At 45.5% G+C, this 16581-nt stretch carries 15 protein-coding genes and 2 tRNA genes; 2 read left to right on the forward strand and 15 right to left on the reverse strand.

Going from position 1 to position 16581, the window contains the following annotated elements:
* Positions 1–38 precede the first annotated feature (38 nt).
* Positions 39–113 (forward strand) — tRNA-Gln (locus DPF93_RS19235).
* 125 nt (positions 114–238) lie between these two features.
* Positions 239–323: transfer RNA gene (locus DPF93_RS19240), tRNA-Leu, on the forward strand.
* A 189-nt stretch (positions 324–512) separates the two neighbouring features.
* Here DPF93_RS19240 and DPF93_RS19245 read toward each other — a convergent pair.
* From DPF93_RS19245 to DPF93_RS19315, 15 genes are all read right to left on the reverse strand, one after another.
* Positions 513–1649, reverse strand: coding sequence for a flagellin (locus DPF93_RS19245; protein WP_114767664.1), 1137 nt, complete (start codon positions 1647–1649; stop codon positions 513–515).
* A gap of 482 nt (positions 1650–2131) precedes the next feature.
* A complete protein-coding gene (locus tag DPF93_RS19250) occupies positions 2132–3271 on the reverse strand; it encodes a flagellin (RefSeq protein WP_114767665.1) in 1140 nt (379 codons plus the stop codon).
* Positions 3272–3634: 363 nt separating this feature from the next.
* Entirely contained in the window at positions 3635–4828 is a 1194-nt protein-coding gene (gene flgL, locus DPF93_RS19255) for a flagellar hook-associated protein FlgL (protein ID WP_114767666.1), read from the reverse strand.
* 10 nt (positions 4829–4838) lie between these two features.
* Positions 4839–6713 carry a flagellar hook-associated protein FlgK gene (gene flgK / locus DPF93_RS19260; RefSeq protein WP_114767667.1) on the reverse strand — a complete coding sequence of 625 codons (1875 nt, stop codon included), beginning with the start codon at positions 6711–6713 and terminating at the stop codon, positions 4839–4841.
* Between the two features lie 280 nt (positions 6714–6993).
* Positions 6994–7944 carry a flagellar assembly peptidoglycan hydrolase FlgJ gene (flgJ, locus tag DPF93_RS19265; protein ID WP_114767668.1) on the reverse strand — a complete coding sequence of 317 codons (951 nt, stop codon included), beginning with the start codon at positions 7942–7944 and terminating at the stop codon, positions 6994–6996.
* 9 nt (positions 7945–7953) lie between these two features.
* Positions 7954–9045: a flagellar basal body P-ring protein FlgI gene (locus tag DPF93_RS19270; RefSeq protein ID WP_114767669.1), complete on the reverse strand. Its 1092-nt coding sequence runs from the start codon at positions 9043–9045 to the stop codon at positions 7954–7956.
* 53 nt (positions 9046–9098) lie between these two features.
* On the reverse strand, positions 9099–9878 hold the full coding sequence (flgH, locus tag DPF93_RS19275) for a flagellar basal body L-ring protein FlgH (RefSeq protein WP_114767670.1): 780 nt from the start codon (positions 9876–9878) through the stop codon (positions 9099–9101).
* 18 nt (positions 9879–9896) lie between these two features.
* A complete protein-coding gene (gene flgG / locus DPF93_RS19280; RefSeq protein ID WP_114767671.1) occupies positions 9897–10685 on the reverse strand; it encodes a flagellar basal-body rod protein FlgG in 789 nt (262 codons plus the stop codon).
* A gap of 19 nt (positions 10686–10704) precedes the next feature.
* Positions 10705–11454: a flagellar basal-body rod protein FlgF gene (flgF, locus tag DPF93_RS19285; protein WP_114767672.1), complete on the reverse strand. Its 750-nt coding sequence runs from the start codon at positions 11452–11454 to the stop codon at positions 10705–10707.
* Between the two features lie 206 nt (positions 11455–11660).
* Complete coding sequence (gene flgE / locus DPF93_RS19290; protein ID WP_114767673.1) at positions 11661–12965, reverse strand: flagellar hook protein FlgE; 1305 nt, start codon at positions 12963–12965, stop codon at positions 11661–11663.
* A 28-nt stretch (positions 12966–12993) separates the two neighbouring features.
* Positions 12994–13701, reverse strand: coding sequence for a flagellar hook assembly protein FlgD (gene flgD, locus DPF93_RS19295; RefSeq protein WP_114767674.1), 708 nt, complete (start codon positions 13699–13701; stop codon positions 12994–12996).
* A 16-nt stretch (positions 13702–13717) separates the two neighbouring features.
* Complete coding sequence (gene flgC, locus DPF93_RS19300) at positions 13718–14134, reverse strand: flagellar basal body rod protein FlgC (RefSeq protein ID WP_114767675.1); 417 nt, start codon at positions 14132–14134, stop codon at positions 13718–13720.
* 4 nt (positions 14135–14138) lie between these two features.
* Positions 14139–14534, reverse strand: a complete 396-nt coding sequence (gene flgB, locus DPF93_RS19305) for a flagellar basal body rod protein FlgB (RefSeq protein ID WP_114767676.1) — start codon at positions 14532–14534, stop codon at positions 14139–14141.
* Positions 14535–14784: 250 nt separating this feature from the next.
* On the reverse strand, positions 14785–15612 hold the full coding sequence (locus tag DPF93_RS19310; RefSeq protein WP_114767677.1) for a protein-glutamate O-methyltransferase: 828 nt from the start codon (positions 15610–15612) through the stop codon (positions 14785–14787).
* Between the two features lie 11 nt (positions 15613–15623).
* Positions 15624–16550, reverse strand: coding sequence for a chemotaxis protein CheV (locus DPF93_RS19315; protein ID WP_114767678.1), 927 nt, complete (start codon positions 16548–16550; stop codon positions 15624–15626).
* Positions 16551–16581 lie beyond the last annotated feature (31 nt).

Consider the following 16581-nt stretch of genomic DNA (forward strand, 5'->3'; position numbering starts at 1 on the left):
CTAAAATAAGAATATAAGCCTCTTTATTGAGCACCTGTAGGTCTATCGCCAAGCGGTAAGGCAGCGGCTTTTGATGCCGCCATTCCCTGGTTCGAATCCAGGTAGACCTGCCATTATTTATAGGTTCAGTGGATAACATCTTTTGATGCCTCATCTATTGTCCCTGGCTCGGTTCTAAGTAACCTGCCACTACAACTTCATATGGCTTTTACCARTTAGCGRTRTGAATACATAAYATGCGGAAATGGCGGAATTGGTAGACGCACCAGATTTAGGTTCTGGCGCCGCAAGGTGTGAGAGTTCAAGTCTCTCTTTCCGCACCATAAACATCAAACCCAGCTTAATGCTGGGTTTTGTGTTTTTATCCCCCAGCAACCCGCTGAATCATTGCTCTGCCCTTTCCCTACTGTTGTTATCCCTAATACAACTCTCTGCAATTTGGCTTAGTTATAGCTCGATCTAGAGGCATAAAAAAACCAGCCCGCAGGCTGGTTTGATAATCTATCACTAACTTAGCCTAGTAGACCAAGAGCTGAGTTTGGAGCTTGTTTTGCCTGAGCAAGTACAGAGCTTGATGCCTGACTCAAGATCTGCGCCTTGGTCAGTTCTGTTGTCTCTTTAGCAAAATCTGTATCTTTAATGCGGCTCTTCGACGCATTCACATTCTCATTGATGTTGTCTAGGTTGCTAATTGCGTGCTCAAAACGGTTTTGGAATGCACCCAGCTCCGCACGATGACTATCAACAAATTTCAGCGCTGCATCGACAATAGCAACAGACTCTTGAGCACCCGCTACTGATGTTACGTCAATCGTATCAACTGTCTTCGCTTTGGCTTCACCAAAGTTTAGTTCACTCGCTAGACCGCCAGCGAAAGTCGCAGCACCTTCAACAGTATTGTTGTCGGTGAAGACTTGCAGCTTGCCATCATCGCTCACAGACGCAGTAAGCATATCTGTTTGACCATTGATGTAAGTCGCTAGCTCTTCAATATCATCGCCCGCTTTAGCAGTAATATTGATAGTTTGCGCTTCACCGCTCAGCTTATCAGTCACAGTAATCGCGAGATCATTTGCGTCTGATTTCACTTCCCAACCCGGATCTTTCGCCGTACCAGCTACATAAGTGTTGCCACCCATACGCGTGTTATCACTACGCATATTCTCTAGAGTTAGCATCACCGCTTCACCGTTATCAGCGCCAATTTGCATTGATTTAGTCGTGAATGTGCCATTAAGCAGTTTGTTGCCACCAAAAGAGGTCGTTTCTGCAATTCGGTTTAACTCATCATTAAGTGCTGTAACTTCTTCTTGAATCGCTACTCGCTCAGATTTCGAGTTTGAACCGTTAGCTGATTGCAATGACAGATCACGCATACGTTGTAGAATGTTGGTGGTCTCATTCATTGCGCCTTCAGCAGTTTGAGCAATTGAGATACCATCATTAGCGTTGCGTACCGCTACATCAAGACCACGGCTCTGAACATTTAAACGGTTCGAAATTTGCAGACCTGCTGCGTCATCTTTGGCGCTGTTGATCTTAGAACCTGAAGCCAAACGCTCCATTGAGGTTTGCTGAGCGCCAGTTGCACTATTTAAGTAACGTTGTGCTGTCATTGCTGACACGTTTGTATTTACATTCACCGCCATGGTGTATCTCCTATTGATTTCCGTTACTGCGGAAGTTCCGAACGGTTTCCGACGTCTCGGCAAACCAAAAGTTCTCTCAAAGTACCCTTAATAGCGACGTTGAATTGATTAACTTTAGAGCAAACGGTAAAAATTAGGCGATTTTTGCTATTTATTCGCAAATTGGTGAGCGATATCTAAAAGGCTAGAAAAAAAATTAAAGTTTTTTAAGTTACTGAAATGTAAAGCGGGATTTGGTGTGCAACAACACCTGAGGCAAATTTTAGACAAAAGAAAAGCCCCATCCTTTGAGAGAACCGGGGCTATGGAGGTTGCCAATGTGGAGATCGAGAGAAATGATCACAGCTTGGCTTCCATGACACAAGCAAACTTCATGTTGAGGCAGGTTTGAGAGAGAACCTCACCACTCGATTTACTTATGTTTGCCGCAAACTTCCTACCTACCCCACGTCTGGGCTAACTGTAAGTAGGAAAATTTGCTGTTACTGCAATAATGTCATTGCAGAGTTAGGCAACTGTTTCGCTTGAGCCAGAATAGAAGTACCAGCTTGTTGCAGAATTTGTGCTTTGGTCATCGCCGTTGTTTCTTTAGCAAAATCTGTATCACGGATACGGCTATTTGATGCCGCTACGTTTTCTTGGATGTTTGCCAAGTTATTAATGCTATGACTTAGACGGTTTTGTTTCGCACCAAGGTCAGCGCGCTGTGAGTCAACGTATTTCAGTGCTGCATCCACAATACCAACCGCGTTTTGTGCGCCACCAACGGTAGTTACATCAATGTTTTGTACAGTCGTCGGAGTGCCAGGACCACTTGCCAAGCCTAGTTCGCTTGCCAAGTTACCACCGAATTCCATATTGCCTTGTAAGTGACGCTCTGCGACAAATACTTGCAATTGACCGTTTTCATCAACCGATGTCTTAATCTTTGGTGATTGACCGTTTAGGTAAGTCGCAAGTTCTTCAATATCGTCACCAACTTTAGCGTTGATAGCTAAATCAACCACTTCACCTTCTTGAGTGGTGAATTTAATCGTTAGATCTGACTTACCTGCTTCTACGCCCCAATCCGCACCTTTACCTTGGGTACCAACAAAGCTGTTACCGCCCATGCGGAAGTCGTCAGCGCGAATACTGGTTAAGCCCATAATCATCGCTTCACCCGAGCTGGCACCGATTTGGAAAGAAGCTTCACCAAACTGACCATTTAGTAGCTTACGACCACCAAAAGAGGTTGTCTCAGCAATACGGTTAAGCTCATCTTGCAGAGCCGCAACTTCCTCATTGATCGCTTCGCGCTCAGATTCAGAGTTGGTACCGTTGGCAGATTGTAGTGATAGATCGCGGATACGTTGCAGAATACTAGTCGACTCTTCCATCGCACCTTCAGCGGTCTGTGCAATCGAAATACCATCGTTGGCATTGCGCATCGCTACATCTAAACCACGAGATTGCGCTGTTAGACGGTTAGAAATCTGTAGACCAGCAGCATCATCTTTAGCACTGTTGATCTTTTTACCCGACGATAGACGTTCCATCGAGGTGTTCAGTTCATCAGTCGACTTGGTTAGGTAACGTTGAGCGGTCATCGCCGACACGTTAGTATTTACGTTAATGGTCATAACTTGCACTCCTAGTGAGTTCGCAATTACTTGCGAAGCGGCCAGCTTAATCTCATTTGGAAGTACTGACCGTAAACTATTGCTAAGCGGGTAAAACCCAACTTAAAAACCTGTTTTAAACCTATGCAGAAAACAATTCAATTAGCGTGCCAACTTTAATTTATAGGGAAATATTTTTTATTCCTTTAAATTACAGCAAGTTAAGCAAGTGAACTTTATCTATACTGTTTGCTGTTGCCGCTTATTTCTACTGCGCTGGCTATTTTGCCGCCTGATTGCCACTTGCTTGCCACCAACTTAAATTTGGCTCAAAGTGACATCATATTTTGCTCATTACTGCGCTTATGGCTTAGCTCATAAGGCTTAAATGTAATTGAACAAGGTTAAGTCTTTCGCCTTGCCAAAAGCTTGCTGAGAAGCCTGTAGCGCGCGGGTATTCTCGTTGAACTCAATCACTGCCGAGGCGTAATCAAGATCTTCAAAGGTACTTTTCGATTTTGCCAACGTTAGGCGAAAATCTTCATGTTGCTGCTCTTGGGTATCCAATGTACTTAGACGAGCACCAAGATCTGAGCGCGCTTTGTTCAAGTGGATAAATGCTGCGTGAAACTCTTGCGTCACCTGATGTAACTCTGCGGTGTTTGAGGCATCGGATACTGAACCCTCAGACAAATCACGTGCACGCTTAAAGGTATCGAACATGCTAAAGGTTTTACCAGGTTCAAGCTCAATGCTGTCACCTTTAGTAATTTGCCCTTTCACTTGAATCGAAAGTTCATCGAACTGGATGCCTTTATTGGGATCAAACTCATCCGCTTTAACCACACTGCCGTTCTTCTCAAGCTGATAGCCATACTTACCATCAGGCATGTCGACGAACGTAACTCTGTATGTCGCGTCATCTGTTGAATCCAAATTCATCGCACGCTCTAAAAGCAGCTCAGAACCGTCTTTCAATTGATATTTCGGATCATAATCACCAAGCGGATTACTGATCTCCATAAACATCTTGTTGCCAGGATCATTAACCGGGATTTCTAAGCCGTTCGAAATACGCATCTTGCGTTGATAATCATCGCCTGCATAAGTCACATTGCCGACTTTATCGCGAAAGAACGGTTGTACTTTCGGCTTCGTACCCGCAAAGACATAGTTACCAGACTCATCTTGGGTGTTGCCCAATGTCAGCAGGTTATCAAACAGCTCTTCGATTTCGCGCTGTTTCGCCAAACGGTCTTCCGGTGAAAGGGAACCGTTAATCATTTCCATCACCGTGCGCTTCCCTTCATCGATATACGCTTCGGCATTGGAAACTATCACCTCATGGTGCTCAAGGCGGTTACGCGATAAAACAATCGAATTCACATACTGTTTAAGCTGTTCAGATTGTTGGCTAATGTTCTGAATATAGTGCGTTGCCAAAGGGTCATCACTTGGCTCAATCAGCTTTTTACCTGACGCTAATTGCGCTTGGTTGTGATGCACCTTGTTCTCTTGACGGCGTAAATCATTTTGTACCGACTGGTAGTTATGAAAGCTAGAAATTCGATTTAACATTTAACTCTCCCTACCTTAGCGCCAAGATGGTATCAAAGGTCTCATTTGCCGCTTGCATAACGCGGGATGAGGCCATGTACGCTTGTTGAAACTTCATCATGTTTGCCGCTTCTTCATCAAGGTTCACTCCTGACACTGTGGCAACACGCTCTTGCGCTGCTTCTTTCTCAACGCGAGAGATATCGGTCAGCTTAGATGCGGTTGAAAGCTTCAACCCCATATTGGTGTTCAAATCATGGTAGATATCAATAACGGTCGATTCGCCATTATTTAAGTGTTTATCCGTTTGTAAAAACAGCATCTTACGTAAGTTGCCGTTGCCGCCTTCTGACGGTACAAGGTTTGCCGTAAATTTATCGCCCGGTCTAGCCCCTTCGGTTAAGGTAAAGCTAGTTCCTTGCACCGTTACTTCATCTGTTGGCGGATAAGGTTGTGGCTGTAGTAGCACATTACCTTTAGTATCCGTCACCGCGAACTGCGTACCATCTGGAGAAACAATCACTTCAAACTCTTTAAGTGCGCCAGCCGTTTTGATTTCGAACTCTGCCGTACCTTGGGCAAGGGTTGTCGATGCTTCATAGCTTTGAGCGGCAATTTTTGTCGCATCATCAAGAGCTAGCTTAATTTCACCGGCTCCATGTCGAGTTGGGCGAATATAGACCCGCTCACCGCTGGCAAGATCTTGATTGATCTTAATCCGTAGACCATCGACCACCACGGCATTGTTTTCCATGGTTGCCGCTTCACGCTGCCCACCCGGTTTCGTCACAAAGTAATCGCTACCATCGTATTGCAATGTGTATTGACCGGTTTTTAGCGGTTTAATATCATCGATGAAAACTTCAAGATCGGCTTGCGAGTTAGACCCAGCAACCACGCGAGATTTTACCGCAGCAGCTGAGTTAACATCGGTAAACATGTTGTCACCGACATTGCCCTTAAGGTCGAGACCTTGGGTTTGCAGATAGTTAACGGCATTTGCAAAGCCAATTGCCATCTTGCCGAGTTCATCCATCAGATAGGGAATTTTCTCATCGCGCATATTAAGCATGGCACCGATTTTTCCGTCGATGTCATTACTGGTAATCGCTTTGATGCCCTGTCCTTCAATCATTGCTAGACGGCGCTCTTTGGCATCTGGTACACCATCAATCAAGGTCAAAGTACTCGCCTCTGAACCTGAAACCAGTGTGTGACCATTGCCGATATGCACGTTAAAACCTTCGCGGTTTGAACGCGGAGTGACCGTTACCTTGGTGTATTCTGAAAGCTCAGCAACCAGTTTTTCGTGCGTATCCATCAAATCGTTATGTGGGCCTGGGTTGCGCATCATCATACGGTTGATGTCGCGTAATTCGGTACCCAATTGGTTAATGCGCTCAACGCCCATTTCGAGCTTTTTGTTTGCCACATCACCCTGACGACGAATAGATTCGTGCAAATCATTTAGGTTCTGGGAGATAAACCAAGCTTTTTCCAGCACCACTTTACGTGAGCCCATATCATTAGGACTATCAGCCAGCGATTTCACCGCATCAAACCAGCCATTCATATTTTCTGGAATTTTTTGCGAAGCGACTGACGACAGTAGACCACTTAAAATATGTAAGTCTTCTTCGTTATCGTGACGGTTGGCAAAGTTAGTCGTCGAAATGTTCAACTCGTTAACGGCAAACTGATCCCATGAGCGGCGAACATTGTCCACATGCACGCCCATACCATAGGTTTGTCCACCGAATTGGCGCGGGTCATTGGTTCCTTGAATGACAGATTGGCGGCTGTAGCCCTCTGTATTTACATTGGAAATGTTATGACCCGTAGTGTTGAGTTGTCTCTGAGCGGTTAATACACTCTGTGTACCTAAACCCAGAAGATCCGACGCCATACTGCCCCCGAAAACCTTATAAAATCAGCATTTGCTGAGTAACTTATAGGTTAAAAGCAATTAATGTGCCAAGAAAGAAAGGCATCCAGCGTAGCTGGATTGAAGAACTGATAACTGATAACTGAGAACTGAGAGGTAAGAGCAAAGAGCGGAGGTTCTTTAACCAATAGTAAAACTAAGTCGTAAATTTGAAAGTCGCGCCACTTCTCAAAGTGAGGCTTCTGCTGAGCGTTCTTAAATCTATATTCTTAGATGTAAAAAATCACCCGAAGGTGACTTTTTACATTTGGTCAATTTTTTCCTTCACTCGCAATACTTTATCGGCGTATTGTGGGTCAGTCGCATAACCCGCTTGGTGGATACCGCGAATAAATTGCTCGTTATTGCCGTCATGACGAAGAGCCAAAGTGTAACGCGGATTTTCATTGAGAAAACGCACATAATCATTAAAGCTTTGCTCATAATCTTGGTAGGCACGGAAAGCCGCCTTTTCTTGTACTGGCACACCTTGGTGGTATTCCAAGGTTTGCGTTGCCACTTTGTCACCAGACCAACTCTTATCTGCTTTAATGTTGAATAAATTGTTGCTACTACCTCGGGTATTCGCAACCATCTTTTGCCCCCACCCGGTTTCAAGTGCCGCTTGAGCCAACAACAGTGACGAATCCACACCAAGGGCTCTTGCCGCTTTCTCTGCGTATGGCTTCATTGAGCTAACAAATGATTCTGGTGTATCAAAACGATTTGGCTGGCTTTGCGCAGGTGAAATATCAGCCACTTGTGGCTGAACCGGTGCAGCATTCAACTGACCATTTAATTCACGCTCTGCTTGGGCGTGACGCGCACGGTCGACTTTTTCCATCAATTGCTCGAAGTTGTCACTGTGCGCGTTGGCATTTTGGTTTTCAATCGAGCCAGTACTTAACTGAGCAACAATCATATCCGCTAAACCAAGTGAGCCAGAGGCACTCAGCTCACTCGACATTTGATCATCCAGCATTTGGCGATAAAACTGTTGGTTTTGGCTGTCCATCAAACCTGACTCAAAAGTCGCATTGGCATCACGCATCGACTTAAACAACATGTTGGTAAAGATCGCTTCGAACTGCTTCGCAGCTGCGCTTAATGCTTCTTTCTCGCTTGCTTCATCGCCTTTAACCGCTTGTTGACGAAGCTTGTCTAACCCTGCGATATCGTGAATAAAGCCGATGTCATTGCCGTTATTAATCATGCGCTTTCCTTAGATAATGATCAGTTGACCTTCAATCGCACCCGCTTGTTTCAGTGCTTGCAAGATTGCCATTAAATCCGATGGCGCTGCGCCCACTTCATTGACCGCTCGAACCAAATCATCCAAGGTTAGCCCCGGCTCAAACTTGAACATCTTGCCTTGCTCTTCAGTCACTTCAATATCGGAATCTGGCACTACCACCGTATCACCACCGCCAAATGGATTTGGTTGGCTGACATTCAGGTTTTCTTTGATCGCCACGGTCATGCCACCATGCGTCACAGCCGCTGGTTTCAAGCGCACATGTTTACCCACCACGATAGTACCCGTGCGTGAGTTAACAATGATTTTTGCCGAACCTTCGGCTGGATTAAATTCTAGGTTTTCAATTGCCGAAAGGAAGGCAACACGCTGGCTGGTATCACGCGGTGCACGAACCTTCACCGAGGTGGCGTCGATCGCTTGCGCCATTTGTGGACCAAGGAAATTGTTTACCGCATCCGCCATGCGCTGAGCCGTGGTAAAATCAGATTCAAGTAAGTTGAAAGTGATAAAGTCGCCGCGACTAAATGGGGTAGGGATTTCTCGCTCAACCATCGCACCGTTGGAGATCATACCAGCAGTCGGGTTATTGCCGACAATCTTCGAGCCGTCAGCACCAGAGGCACTAAAACCACTCACCACCAAGTTACCTTGCGCGACCGCGTAGATCTGTCCATCGAGACCTTTGAGCATCGTTTGCATCAAAGTACCACCACGCAAACTTTTTGCTGAGCCTATCGATGAAACCGTAACATCAATGCTTTGCCCTTGTTTAGAAAAAGCCGGCAATTCTGCCGTGACAATAACTGCGGCAACGTTTTTAGTTTTAGGTTTCGTGCCCGGTGGCAATTGAATGCCGAAGTTTTGCAACATGGCATTAAAGCTCTGGTCGGTAAACGGTGTCGATTCGCCTGTACCTGGCAAACCGGTAACCAAACCATAACCCACCAATTGGTTGCTACGTACTCCAGCAACTTGTGCGACATCTTTGATACGCGCAGCATGAGCCGAAGTGACAAACAACATCAAACTGGTAACTAGGAGTAGAGCTTTTTTCATGGGGCGACCTGTGTAACGGTAAGACGATGTCAAAACATCGTCTTTAGATTCTGTTACAGAGATACATTGAAGAATCGTGCCAAGAATCCTGGTTCTTGCATATCTTGTTGGGTACCCGTGCCTGAATAGCGGATGCGAGCATTCGAAACACGAGTAGAAGCAATGGTGTTATCGTAGGTAATGTCTTCTGGACGAATCGTACCACTGAGGCGAATATATTCATCCCCGGTGTTTAAGGTTAACCACTTCTCGCCGCGAATGACTAAGTTGCCATTCGCCAGTACTTCAATCACTTCTACTGTGATTGAACCGGACAAACTGTTGCTTTGGTTTGCTGCAGAGCTGCCACTGAACTTATTGTCATTGGCAAGATTGTAGGAGAAGTTATAGTCACCCACGGTCAACTGCTGCCCACCTACTTCCAGTGGGTCCATACTTGCCGCATTATTTTTCGATAGATCCGCATCTGCGCTTTTTGCCGCTTTAGTGCTTTCATCTAGGGTTACAGTAATAATGTCACCGATGCCATGCGGCTTCGAATCGTCGTATAAACTGGTCGTGCTTGCGGTATTAAACAGCGAACCCGTTTCTGCCGCGTAATGCTCTGGCTGATGTTTCGGGTGAATTGGTGCCCAAGCTGGATCACCTGCCACCGGATCGGTACGTCCACGCAGAGTATCAATGATCCCTGAGCTATCATCATCTGACTTGTCGCCTTCCACAGCATCTACTGTGGTCGTGCCTTGCACCACATCTGGCGTATCAACTGGTGGCTGCATCATTGAACAGCCAGATAACAACGCCAATAAAGCAAGAGGAAGAAAACGCTGCATGTTACCGATCTCCATGAATTAAAGTTGCTGGTTGACGAAGCTCATCATCTTATCAACTGCCGAGATCACTTTTGAGTTCATCTCGTAAACGCGCTGTGCTTCAATCATATTCACCAACTCTTCCGTTACGTTAACGTTCGAGGTTTCCAACATCGATTGGCGGATCTGACCAAAGCCATCTAAACCCGGTACACCTTCTTGTGGGTCACCACTGGCACCTGTCGGTAAGTAAAGGTTTTGACCAATTGGCTCAAGACCGCCTGGGTTGATAAAGTCTACCGTCGTGATCTGACCGACAACTTGGTTATCTTGCTGACCACGTAAACGTACTGACACTTCACCATCAGTGCCGATGGTAATGCCGACCGCATCTTCTGGGATGGCAATCTCAGGTTCAAGCGCATAGCCAGCGCCTGAGGTTACGATCACGCCTTCGTCGTTGACCGTAAATTGACCATTGCGGCTATAACCGATGTTGCCATCAGGCATTAGGATCTGGAAGAAACCATCGCCTTCAACCATCATATCGAGCGCGTTAGTCGTTGTCTGTGCATTACCGTTAGTGTGTACCTTTTGGGTTGCCACAACCTTTGAGCCTGCACCAAGCATTAAACCACTCGGCAACTCAGTATTTTGCGATGACTGACCACCCGCTTGGTTAATATTCTGGTAAAACAAATCTTCAAAAACCGCGCGGCTTTTTTTATAACCTATGGTCGATGCGTTAGCTAAGTTATTTGAAATCGTTGAAATATTGGTTTGCTGGGCATCTAAGCCAGTCTTACTTACCCATAGTGCTGGATGCATAACTCTCTCCTAAAATCTATTAGCTCGAACGAAGTAGCGACTCAGAGGCTTTGTCCATCTCTTCCGCTGTACTCATCATTTTGACTTGCATTTCAAATTGGCGTTGTAAGTCAATCAGTGCGGTCATTTCACCGACAGCGTTGACGTTACTTCCTTCGATTGCGCCTGTGAGCAGTTTTACTGCCGCATCAGCTTGATAGGCGGTATTAGGATCTTTTGCTCGAAACAAGCCGTTTGCATCTTTGAATAGTGATGGGTTATCGATACGAACCAATTTGATGCGGTCAACAACTTCCATCGCATCGGCTGGTGCACCTTGTGGAACGACTGAAATCGTCCCATCATTGCCGATCTCAACCTTGCTGACTGGAATGGGTACTGTGATTGGCGTTCCCGCCTCACCCATCACCAAGTTGCCGTTACCGCTGACCAAAAGGCCGGTAGCATCAATTTGAAGATTGCCGTTACGCGTCAAACCTTCTTTGCCGGTTTTATCCATAACTGAAATCCAACCATCACCTTGAACAGTGACATCCAAGTCTCGACCCGTGGTGATCACGCTGCCTTGTTGGAAGTTGTGCCCTGGACGTTCTGTCATGCTAAATACACGGGTAGGTAAACCATCACCGTATGCTTGCATAGAACGAGCTTGCGCCAAATCAGCACGGAAACCCGTGGTACCGACGTTTGCTAAGTTGTTCGCTCTGAGCTGCAATGCCTGCATATTTTGCTTGGCGCCGCTCATGGCTAAAAACAGAGAACGATCCATTATTTGCTCCAAAAATCACTATTCACAGCAAATAAAGCAATTGTTATGCCAATAATATTTTTTATTATTTATCAGAAAGATAAGATGAAGAGCACTGTTAGATTTCACAGTGATAACAGAAAAGTGCCGATAAAATGGCAATCATGGCAACTTAGCTTTGCCGCCAAGTTGCCATTCAGATGATTACTGAGACCGCGTAAGGAGAATTAGCGGATCTGCAAGATGTTCTGTTGCAGCTGGTTGTGAACTTCAAGCGAACGAGAGTTAGCTTGGAAGTTACGTTGAGCTGAAATTAGGTCCACCAGCTCTTGAGTCATATCAATGTTTGACTGCTCAAGTGTACCGTTATTGATGGTACCGAATGAACCTTTGTTCGACTCACCCCAGATTTTGTCACCAGAGAACTGTGTTGAGTCCCACTGAGTGCCACCTTTTTTGTCCAGACCTTGCTCATTAGCAACACGAACCAAAGCCACACGACCAAGCGTTACGTTTTCGCCATTTGAGTAAGTGCCTAACACACTACCGGTTTCATCGAAATCGATCTTGGTTAGGAAGCCTGTTGTTGCACCATCTTCGTCAAATTTGGTTAACTCGAAAGGTGCCGCAAATTGAGTAGCAGCATCAAGACCAAACGAAAGCGTCTGGTTAACATCTGCGCCGTTCATTTCTACCGGGTTCGCACCCGTACCAATCGGATCTGTCACGATGTTATTGCCGTTGTTTAAACTCGCCAATGTACCATCGTTATTAAATCTCATGGTGTGACCGATATGACCAGTAGGCGTTGTTGCATCACCACCGGTAATGTTAACTGGTTTTTCACCCGCTTTGTCTGTCACTGTGTAGTACGTCTGCCAAGTATTCGGTTGGGTCTGATCTTTCAAGTAGTACGTAGTCATCTTGTAAGATTGACCCATTGAGTCATAAATGGTCGACGATGTTGAACGGTTATATGTTTCTGGATCGGTATAATCAAACAGCGCAGGGTCTTTCAAATCACCGTTGGCTGGTAAGTTAACCCCAACTTCAATATTGGCTGTCTGCTTTGGTTTACCAAACTCAGCTGGAATGTTTATCGGCGTTGGCTCATAAGACAATACATCACCCGTTTCCTGATTCACTTGATAACCCAATAGGTATTCTTCGTTAGAAGTTACCATATAGTTATCTTTGTTCAGGTGGAACGCACCGTTACGAGTTAGCTCGTTCTGCTGAGGAATAAGACGCTCTTTAGCTACCGCAAAAAAGCCTGTGCCGGCAACGCGTAAGTCCAACGGGTTATTAGTGTAAACACTTGAACCCTCGTGGAACTGTTGCGCTACCTTGTTTGCTTGAACACCTTGACCTGGAGCTGTCTTAGCGTTGGTAAACAATGAGTTTGAGTAAACATCACCAAACTCCGCACGAGACTCTTTAAAACCAAAAGTGTTCGCGTTGGCTATGTTGTTACTGGTTGTATTCAGATCTAACTGAGCGGCTGATAGCCCACTTAATGCAATATAAGACATTCCAAATTCTCCTATCTAGCTCGCGTTGTTACGCTTTGCCTACTTCTAGTACTTCAGCAAGTCGAACTGGCGACTCAAAGCCAGCCAGATTGAGCAGTACGTTGCCATCACCTTTACCAAGAAGAACACTGTTTACGTTTGCGTATGTCGATACCTCAAACTCCTTGCTCTCCCCCTCTAGCAAGCCAGATGCTTTCATCTTGTACTTGCCAGCCGGCAATGGATTACCGTTTTCATCTTTTCCGTCCCAAACAACACGGTTATCACCGGCAGGTTTCGCGCCCACTTCGAACGTACGGACCAGTTGCCCCATCTCGTTCTCAACACGAACAAACACGTTGTCCACGTTTTGTGGCAGCTTAACCATAGCAGCCATTGTTTTGCCGTCTTGCTTAACACCTGCAGCTCCTGGAACAAGGACATCACGTCCCACCAGAGTCGACGCCTGCAGTGCTTGGTTTGAAGTCATTGACGTGTTCAGTGTTTCGAACTGATTATTCATCTTGCCAATGCCATCAACGGTGGCAAATGAAGCCATTTGCGCAATCATCTGGTCGTTGCCAACCGGCTTAAAAGGGTCCTGTTGAGCAAGTTGCTTGGTGAGCAGAGATAAAAAGTCTTCTTGTTTAAGATCCTGTTTACCTGTTGTCTCGTCAGGCTTTTTTTGCTCTTGAAGGGCTTTAAGCTGGTCAACATAGGACAAGCCGCTTTGACCAACGTTATTAATACCGGCCATACGTTACCTCCTATCCCTATTGACCCATCTGCAGCGTACGCAGCAGCATTTGTTTACTGGCATCTGCTAATTGCACATTGGTTTGGTATGAGCGAGAAGCAGAAATCATGTTAGCCATTTCTTCCATGACATTAACGTTTGGCTTGTAAATGTAGCCTTCGTTATTTGCCAAAGGATGGTCTGGGTTGTACTCCGCGTTAAGCGGTTTATCACTTTCTACAATACCTAACACTTTCACCGGCACTGTGTGGTCACGACCATACTTTGCCTTACTTAACTCAGCACCAAACACCGCATGGCGCGCTTTGTAGGTATCTTTAGCTGAACTAGAGATACTGTCTGCGTTTGCCAGGTTGCTTGAGGTTGTATTTAGACGAACGGATTCAGCGCTCATTGCAGAACCTGTTACATTGAATACGTTAAATAAGCTCATCTAATTATTCCCCTTTAAGTGCTTTGGTTAAGTTCTTGAATTTACTTCCTAAGAAGTCGAGTGATGCTTGGTGTCTGATTTGATTTTGCATAAACAAGTTACGCTCTAAATCCACATCGACCGTATTGCCATCACCGGTGTCTGGTTGAGTGGGAAGACGATAAAGTACTTCACCAGTCACCTGAGTAGAGGCAGGAATATGCCGACCATCGGTACGGCTAAGACCAATACTTGCCTCCGAACTTGCCGCTTGCAATGCCTTTTTAAAGTCCATGCCTTTTGCTTTATAACCCGGCGTATTTGATTGCGCGATGTTGGTAGAAATCACCTCAGCATTGCGCTCACGTACACCCACCGTGTGTTGGTGAATGCCTAAAGCCTTGTCAAAAGAAATAGCCATGTGTACCTCTACTAAAAGAACTGACCGTTATTACCAATAGATAAAGCAAATTGCGTACCACATTTAAAAGACAGCAAAACAATTTCACCTTATCAAGCTTGTTGTGAGCAATAAGTGCGCCAACTTTGATTAGATTGACCACTCGAATTGGACTTTGGAATGTCTTCTTGAGTATATGCTGAATAAATAGCAGAAACAAAAAAGCCCGGCAGATGCCGAGCTTAGAAAGTGGAATAGCAGGTGAGCGCTGCTACTTCAGCTTGTAGATAATGCCAGGATTACAACGAACCATCTCAAAGCGATCAGTTAAACCCGTCAATGACTCTGACGCGCCCAACAGTAGGTAACCACCTGGATTTAAGCTGTTCGCCATTTGGTTGAGTACTTTTGATTTCATCTCTGGTGAGAAATAAATCAGTACGTTACGGCAAAAAATTACATCAAATTTACCCAGTAACGCATAGCTGTCCATCAGGTTTTGCGGACGGAAGTTAACCAAACGTTTTGCTGTATCTTTGATTTTCATGCGACCATCGCCAGCATCTTCAAAAAAGGCACGGCGACGTTCTGGCGATAGACCACGACCAAGAGCCAAGTTGTCGTATACACCCGCGCGGCACATATCGAGCATGCTGGTCGAGATGTCCGTTGCTGTGATAGACACACTAGGCAACATACCAGGCTTGCGCTGCTGAGTTTCTAAAATGGTCATCGCCATTGAGTACGGCTCTTGACCAGATGAACTCGCCGCAGACCAAATTTTAATTGGTCGCTTGTTTTCCGCCAACTCTGGCAAAATTTTATCTGCCAGCACGGTAAACGGATAACCATCACGGAACCAAAGTGTTTCGTTGGTGGTCATGGCATCAACCGCGGCAATGCGCAATTCTCGGTTACGACCCGAAATCACATCACGCAACAGATCTGAGATAGATGCTAACTTAAACTTTACGACTAATGGGCTTAAACGACTTCTAACTAAGTACTGCTTACTATCTCCCAGCACTATACCGCACTGAGATTCTAAAAAACGGCTAAAATCACGATACTCTTGATCGCTTATTGTAATCGCTGTCATTAAGTTCTCTTTTATTTTATTAGTGCAGTCTTCACTGCATTACCAAGTTCATCTGGATTGAACTTGGCGATAAATGCATTTGCACCAACCCGCTCAACCATCGCTTGGTTAAAGACGCCACTCAACGATGAGTGAAGGATCACATACAGATCTTTTAGATCAGCATGGCGACGTATTTCTGCCGTCAGGGTGTAGCCATCCATCTCTGGCATTTCAATGTCTGAAATCACCAAAGAAATTTGTTCATAGATGCTACCTTGCGCCGCCATCTCTAGCAGCTTTTCATACGCTTCTTTACCGTCTTTAACTGACACCACTTCAAAACCAATCGAAGTGATCGCGCGCTCAACTTGCTTACGTGCCACCGTTGAGTCATCCGCAATAAGAATTCGACGCACTACTGGCTTATCCGTTTGAGCTTGTTCAATCTCTTGACCGATATTGCTATCCATCGTTTCATCTACCGGCGCAATTTCAGCCAGGATTTTCTCAACATCAAGGATTTCAACTAGCTCGTTGTCGATATTGGTTACCGCTGTGAGGTAATGCGCTTTGCCTGAACCTTCTGGCGGCGGCAAAATAGCTTCCCAGTGCATGTTAATAATGCGCTCTACAGAAGTCACCAAAAAGGCTTGGATAGTGCGGTTAAATTCAGCAATAACAACAAACGCTTTATCGACGTCTGTTGTTGGTCTTCCGCCAATCGCTAGACTCAAATCAATAACCGAAACAGTATGGCCACGGATGTGTGCCACCCCCTTAACGAGAGGGTGAAGGTTTGGCATTGAAGTAAGCTTAGGGCATTGAAGAACTTCTTTAACCTTGAACACGTTAATACCATAACGTTGACGTCCCATTAAGCGGAAAGTCAATAGTTCCAATCGGTTTTGACCGACGAGTTGTGTACGCTGATTCACAGAATCAAGAATACCCGTCATAAGCTCATCTCCATTTCAAACTTTCAAGTAA

This window comes from Vibrio rhodolitus (assembly GCF_003350325.1).
In the GTDB taxonomy this organism is placed as follows: Bacteria; Pseudomonadota; Gammaproteobacteria; order Enterobacterales; family Vibrionaceae; genus Vibrio; species Vibrio rhodolitus.

Coding starts and splice junctions, on each gene's coding strand:
- DPF93_RS19245 (WP_114767664.1), bottom strand. CDS start 1,649: ATGGCGGTGAATGTAAATACAAACGTGTCAGCAATGACAGCACAACGT.
- DPF93_RS19250 (WP_114767665.1), bottom strand. CDS start 3,271: ATGACCATTAACGTAAATACTAACGTGTCGGCGATGACCGCTCAACGT.
- flgL (WP_114767666.1), bottom strand. CDS start 4,828: ATGTTAAATCGAATTTCTAGCTTTCATAACTACCAGTCGGTACAAAAT.
- flgK (WP_114767667.1), bottom strand. CDS start 6,713: ATGGCGTCGGATCTTCTGGGTTTAGGTACACAGAGTGTATTAACCGCT.
- flgJ (WP_114767668.1), bottom strand. CDS start 7,944: ATGATTAATAACGGCAATGACATCGGCTTTATTCACGATATCGCAGGG.
- DPF93_RS19270 (WP_114767669.1), bottom strand. CDS start 9,045: ATGAAAAAAGCTCTACTCCTAGTTACCAGTTTGATGTTGTTTGTCACT.
- flgH (WP_114767670.1), bottom strand. CDS start 9,878: ATGCAGCGTTTTCTTCCTCTTGCTTTATTGGCGTTGTTATCTGGCTGT.
- flgG (WP_114767671.1), bottom strand. CDS start 10,685: ATGCATCCAGCACTATGGGTAAGTAAGACTGGCTTAGATGCCCAGCAA.
- flgF (WP_114767672.1), bottom strand. CDS start 11,454: ATGGATCGTTCTCTGTTTTTAGCCATGAGCGGCGCCAAGCAAAATATG.
- flgE (WP_114767673.1), bottom strand. CDS start 12,965: ATGTCTTATATTGCATTAAGTGGGCTATCAGCCGCTCAGTTAGATCTG.
- flgD (WP_114767674.1), bottom strand. CDS start 13,701: ATGGCCGGTATTAATAACGTTGGTCAAAGCGGCTTGTCCTATGTTGAC.
- flgC (WP_114767675.1), bottom strand. CDS start 14,134: ATGAGCTTATTTAACGTATTCAATGTAACAGGTTCTGCAATGAGCGCT.
- flgB (WP_114767676.1), bottom strand. CDS start 14,534: ATGGCTATTTCTTTTGACAAGGCTTTAGGCATTCACCAACACACGGTG.
- DPF93_RS19310 (WP_114767677.1), bottom strand. CDS start 15,612: ATGACAGCGATTACAATAAGCGATCAAGAGTATCGTGATTTTAGCCGT.
- DPF93_RS19315 (WP_114767678.1), bottom strand. CDS start 16,550: ATGACGGGTATTCTTGATTCTGTGAATCAGCGTACACAACTCGTCGGT.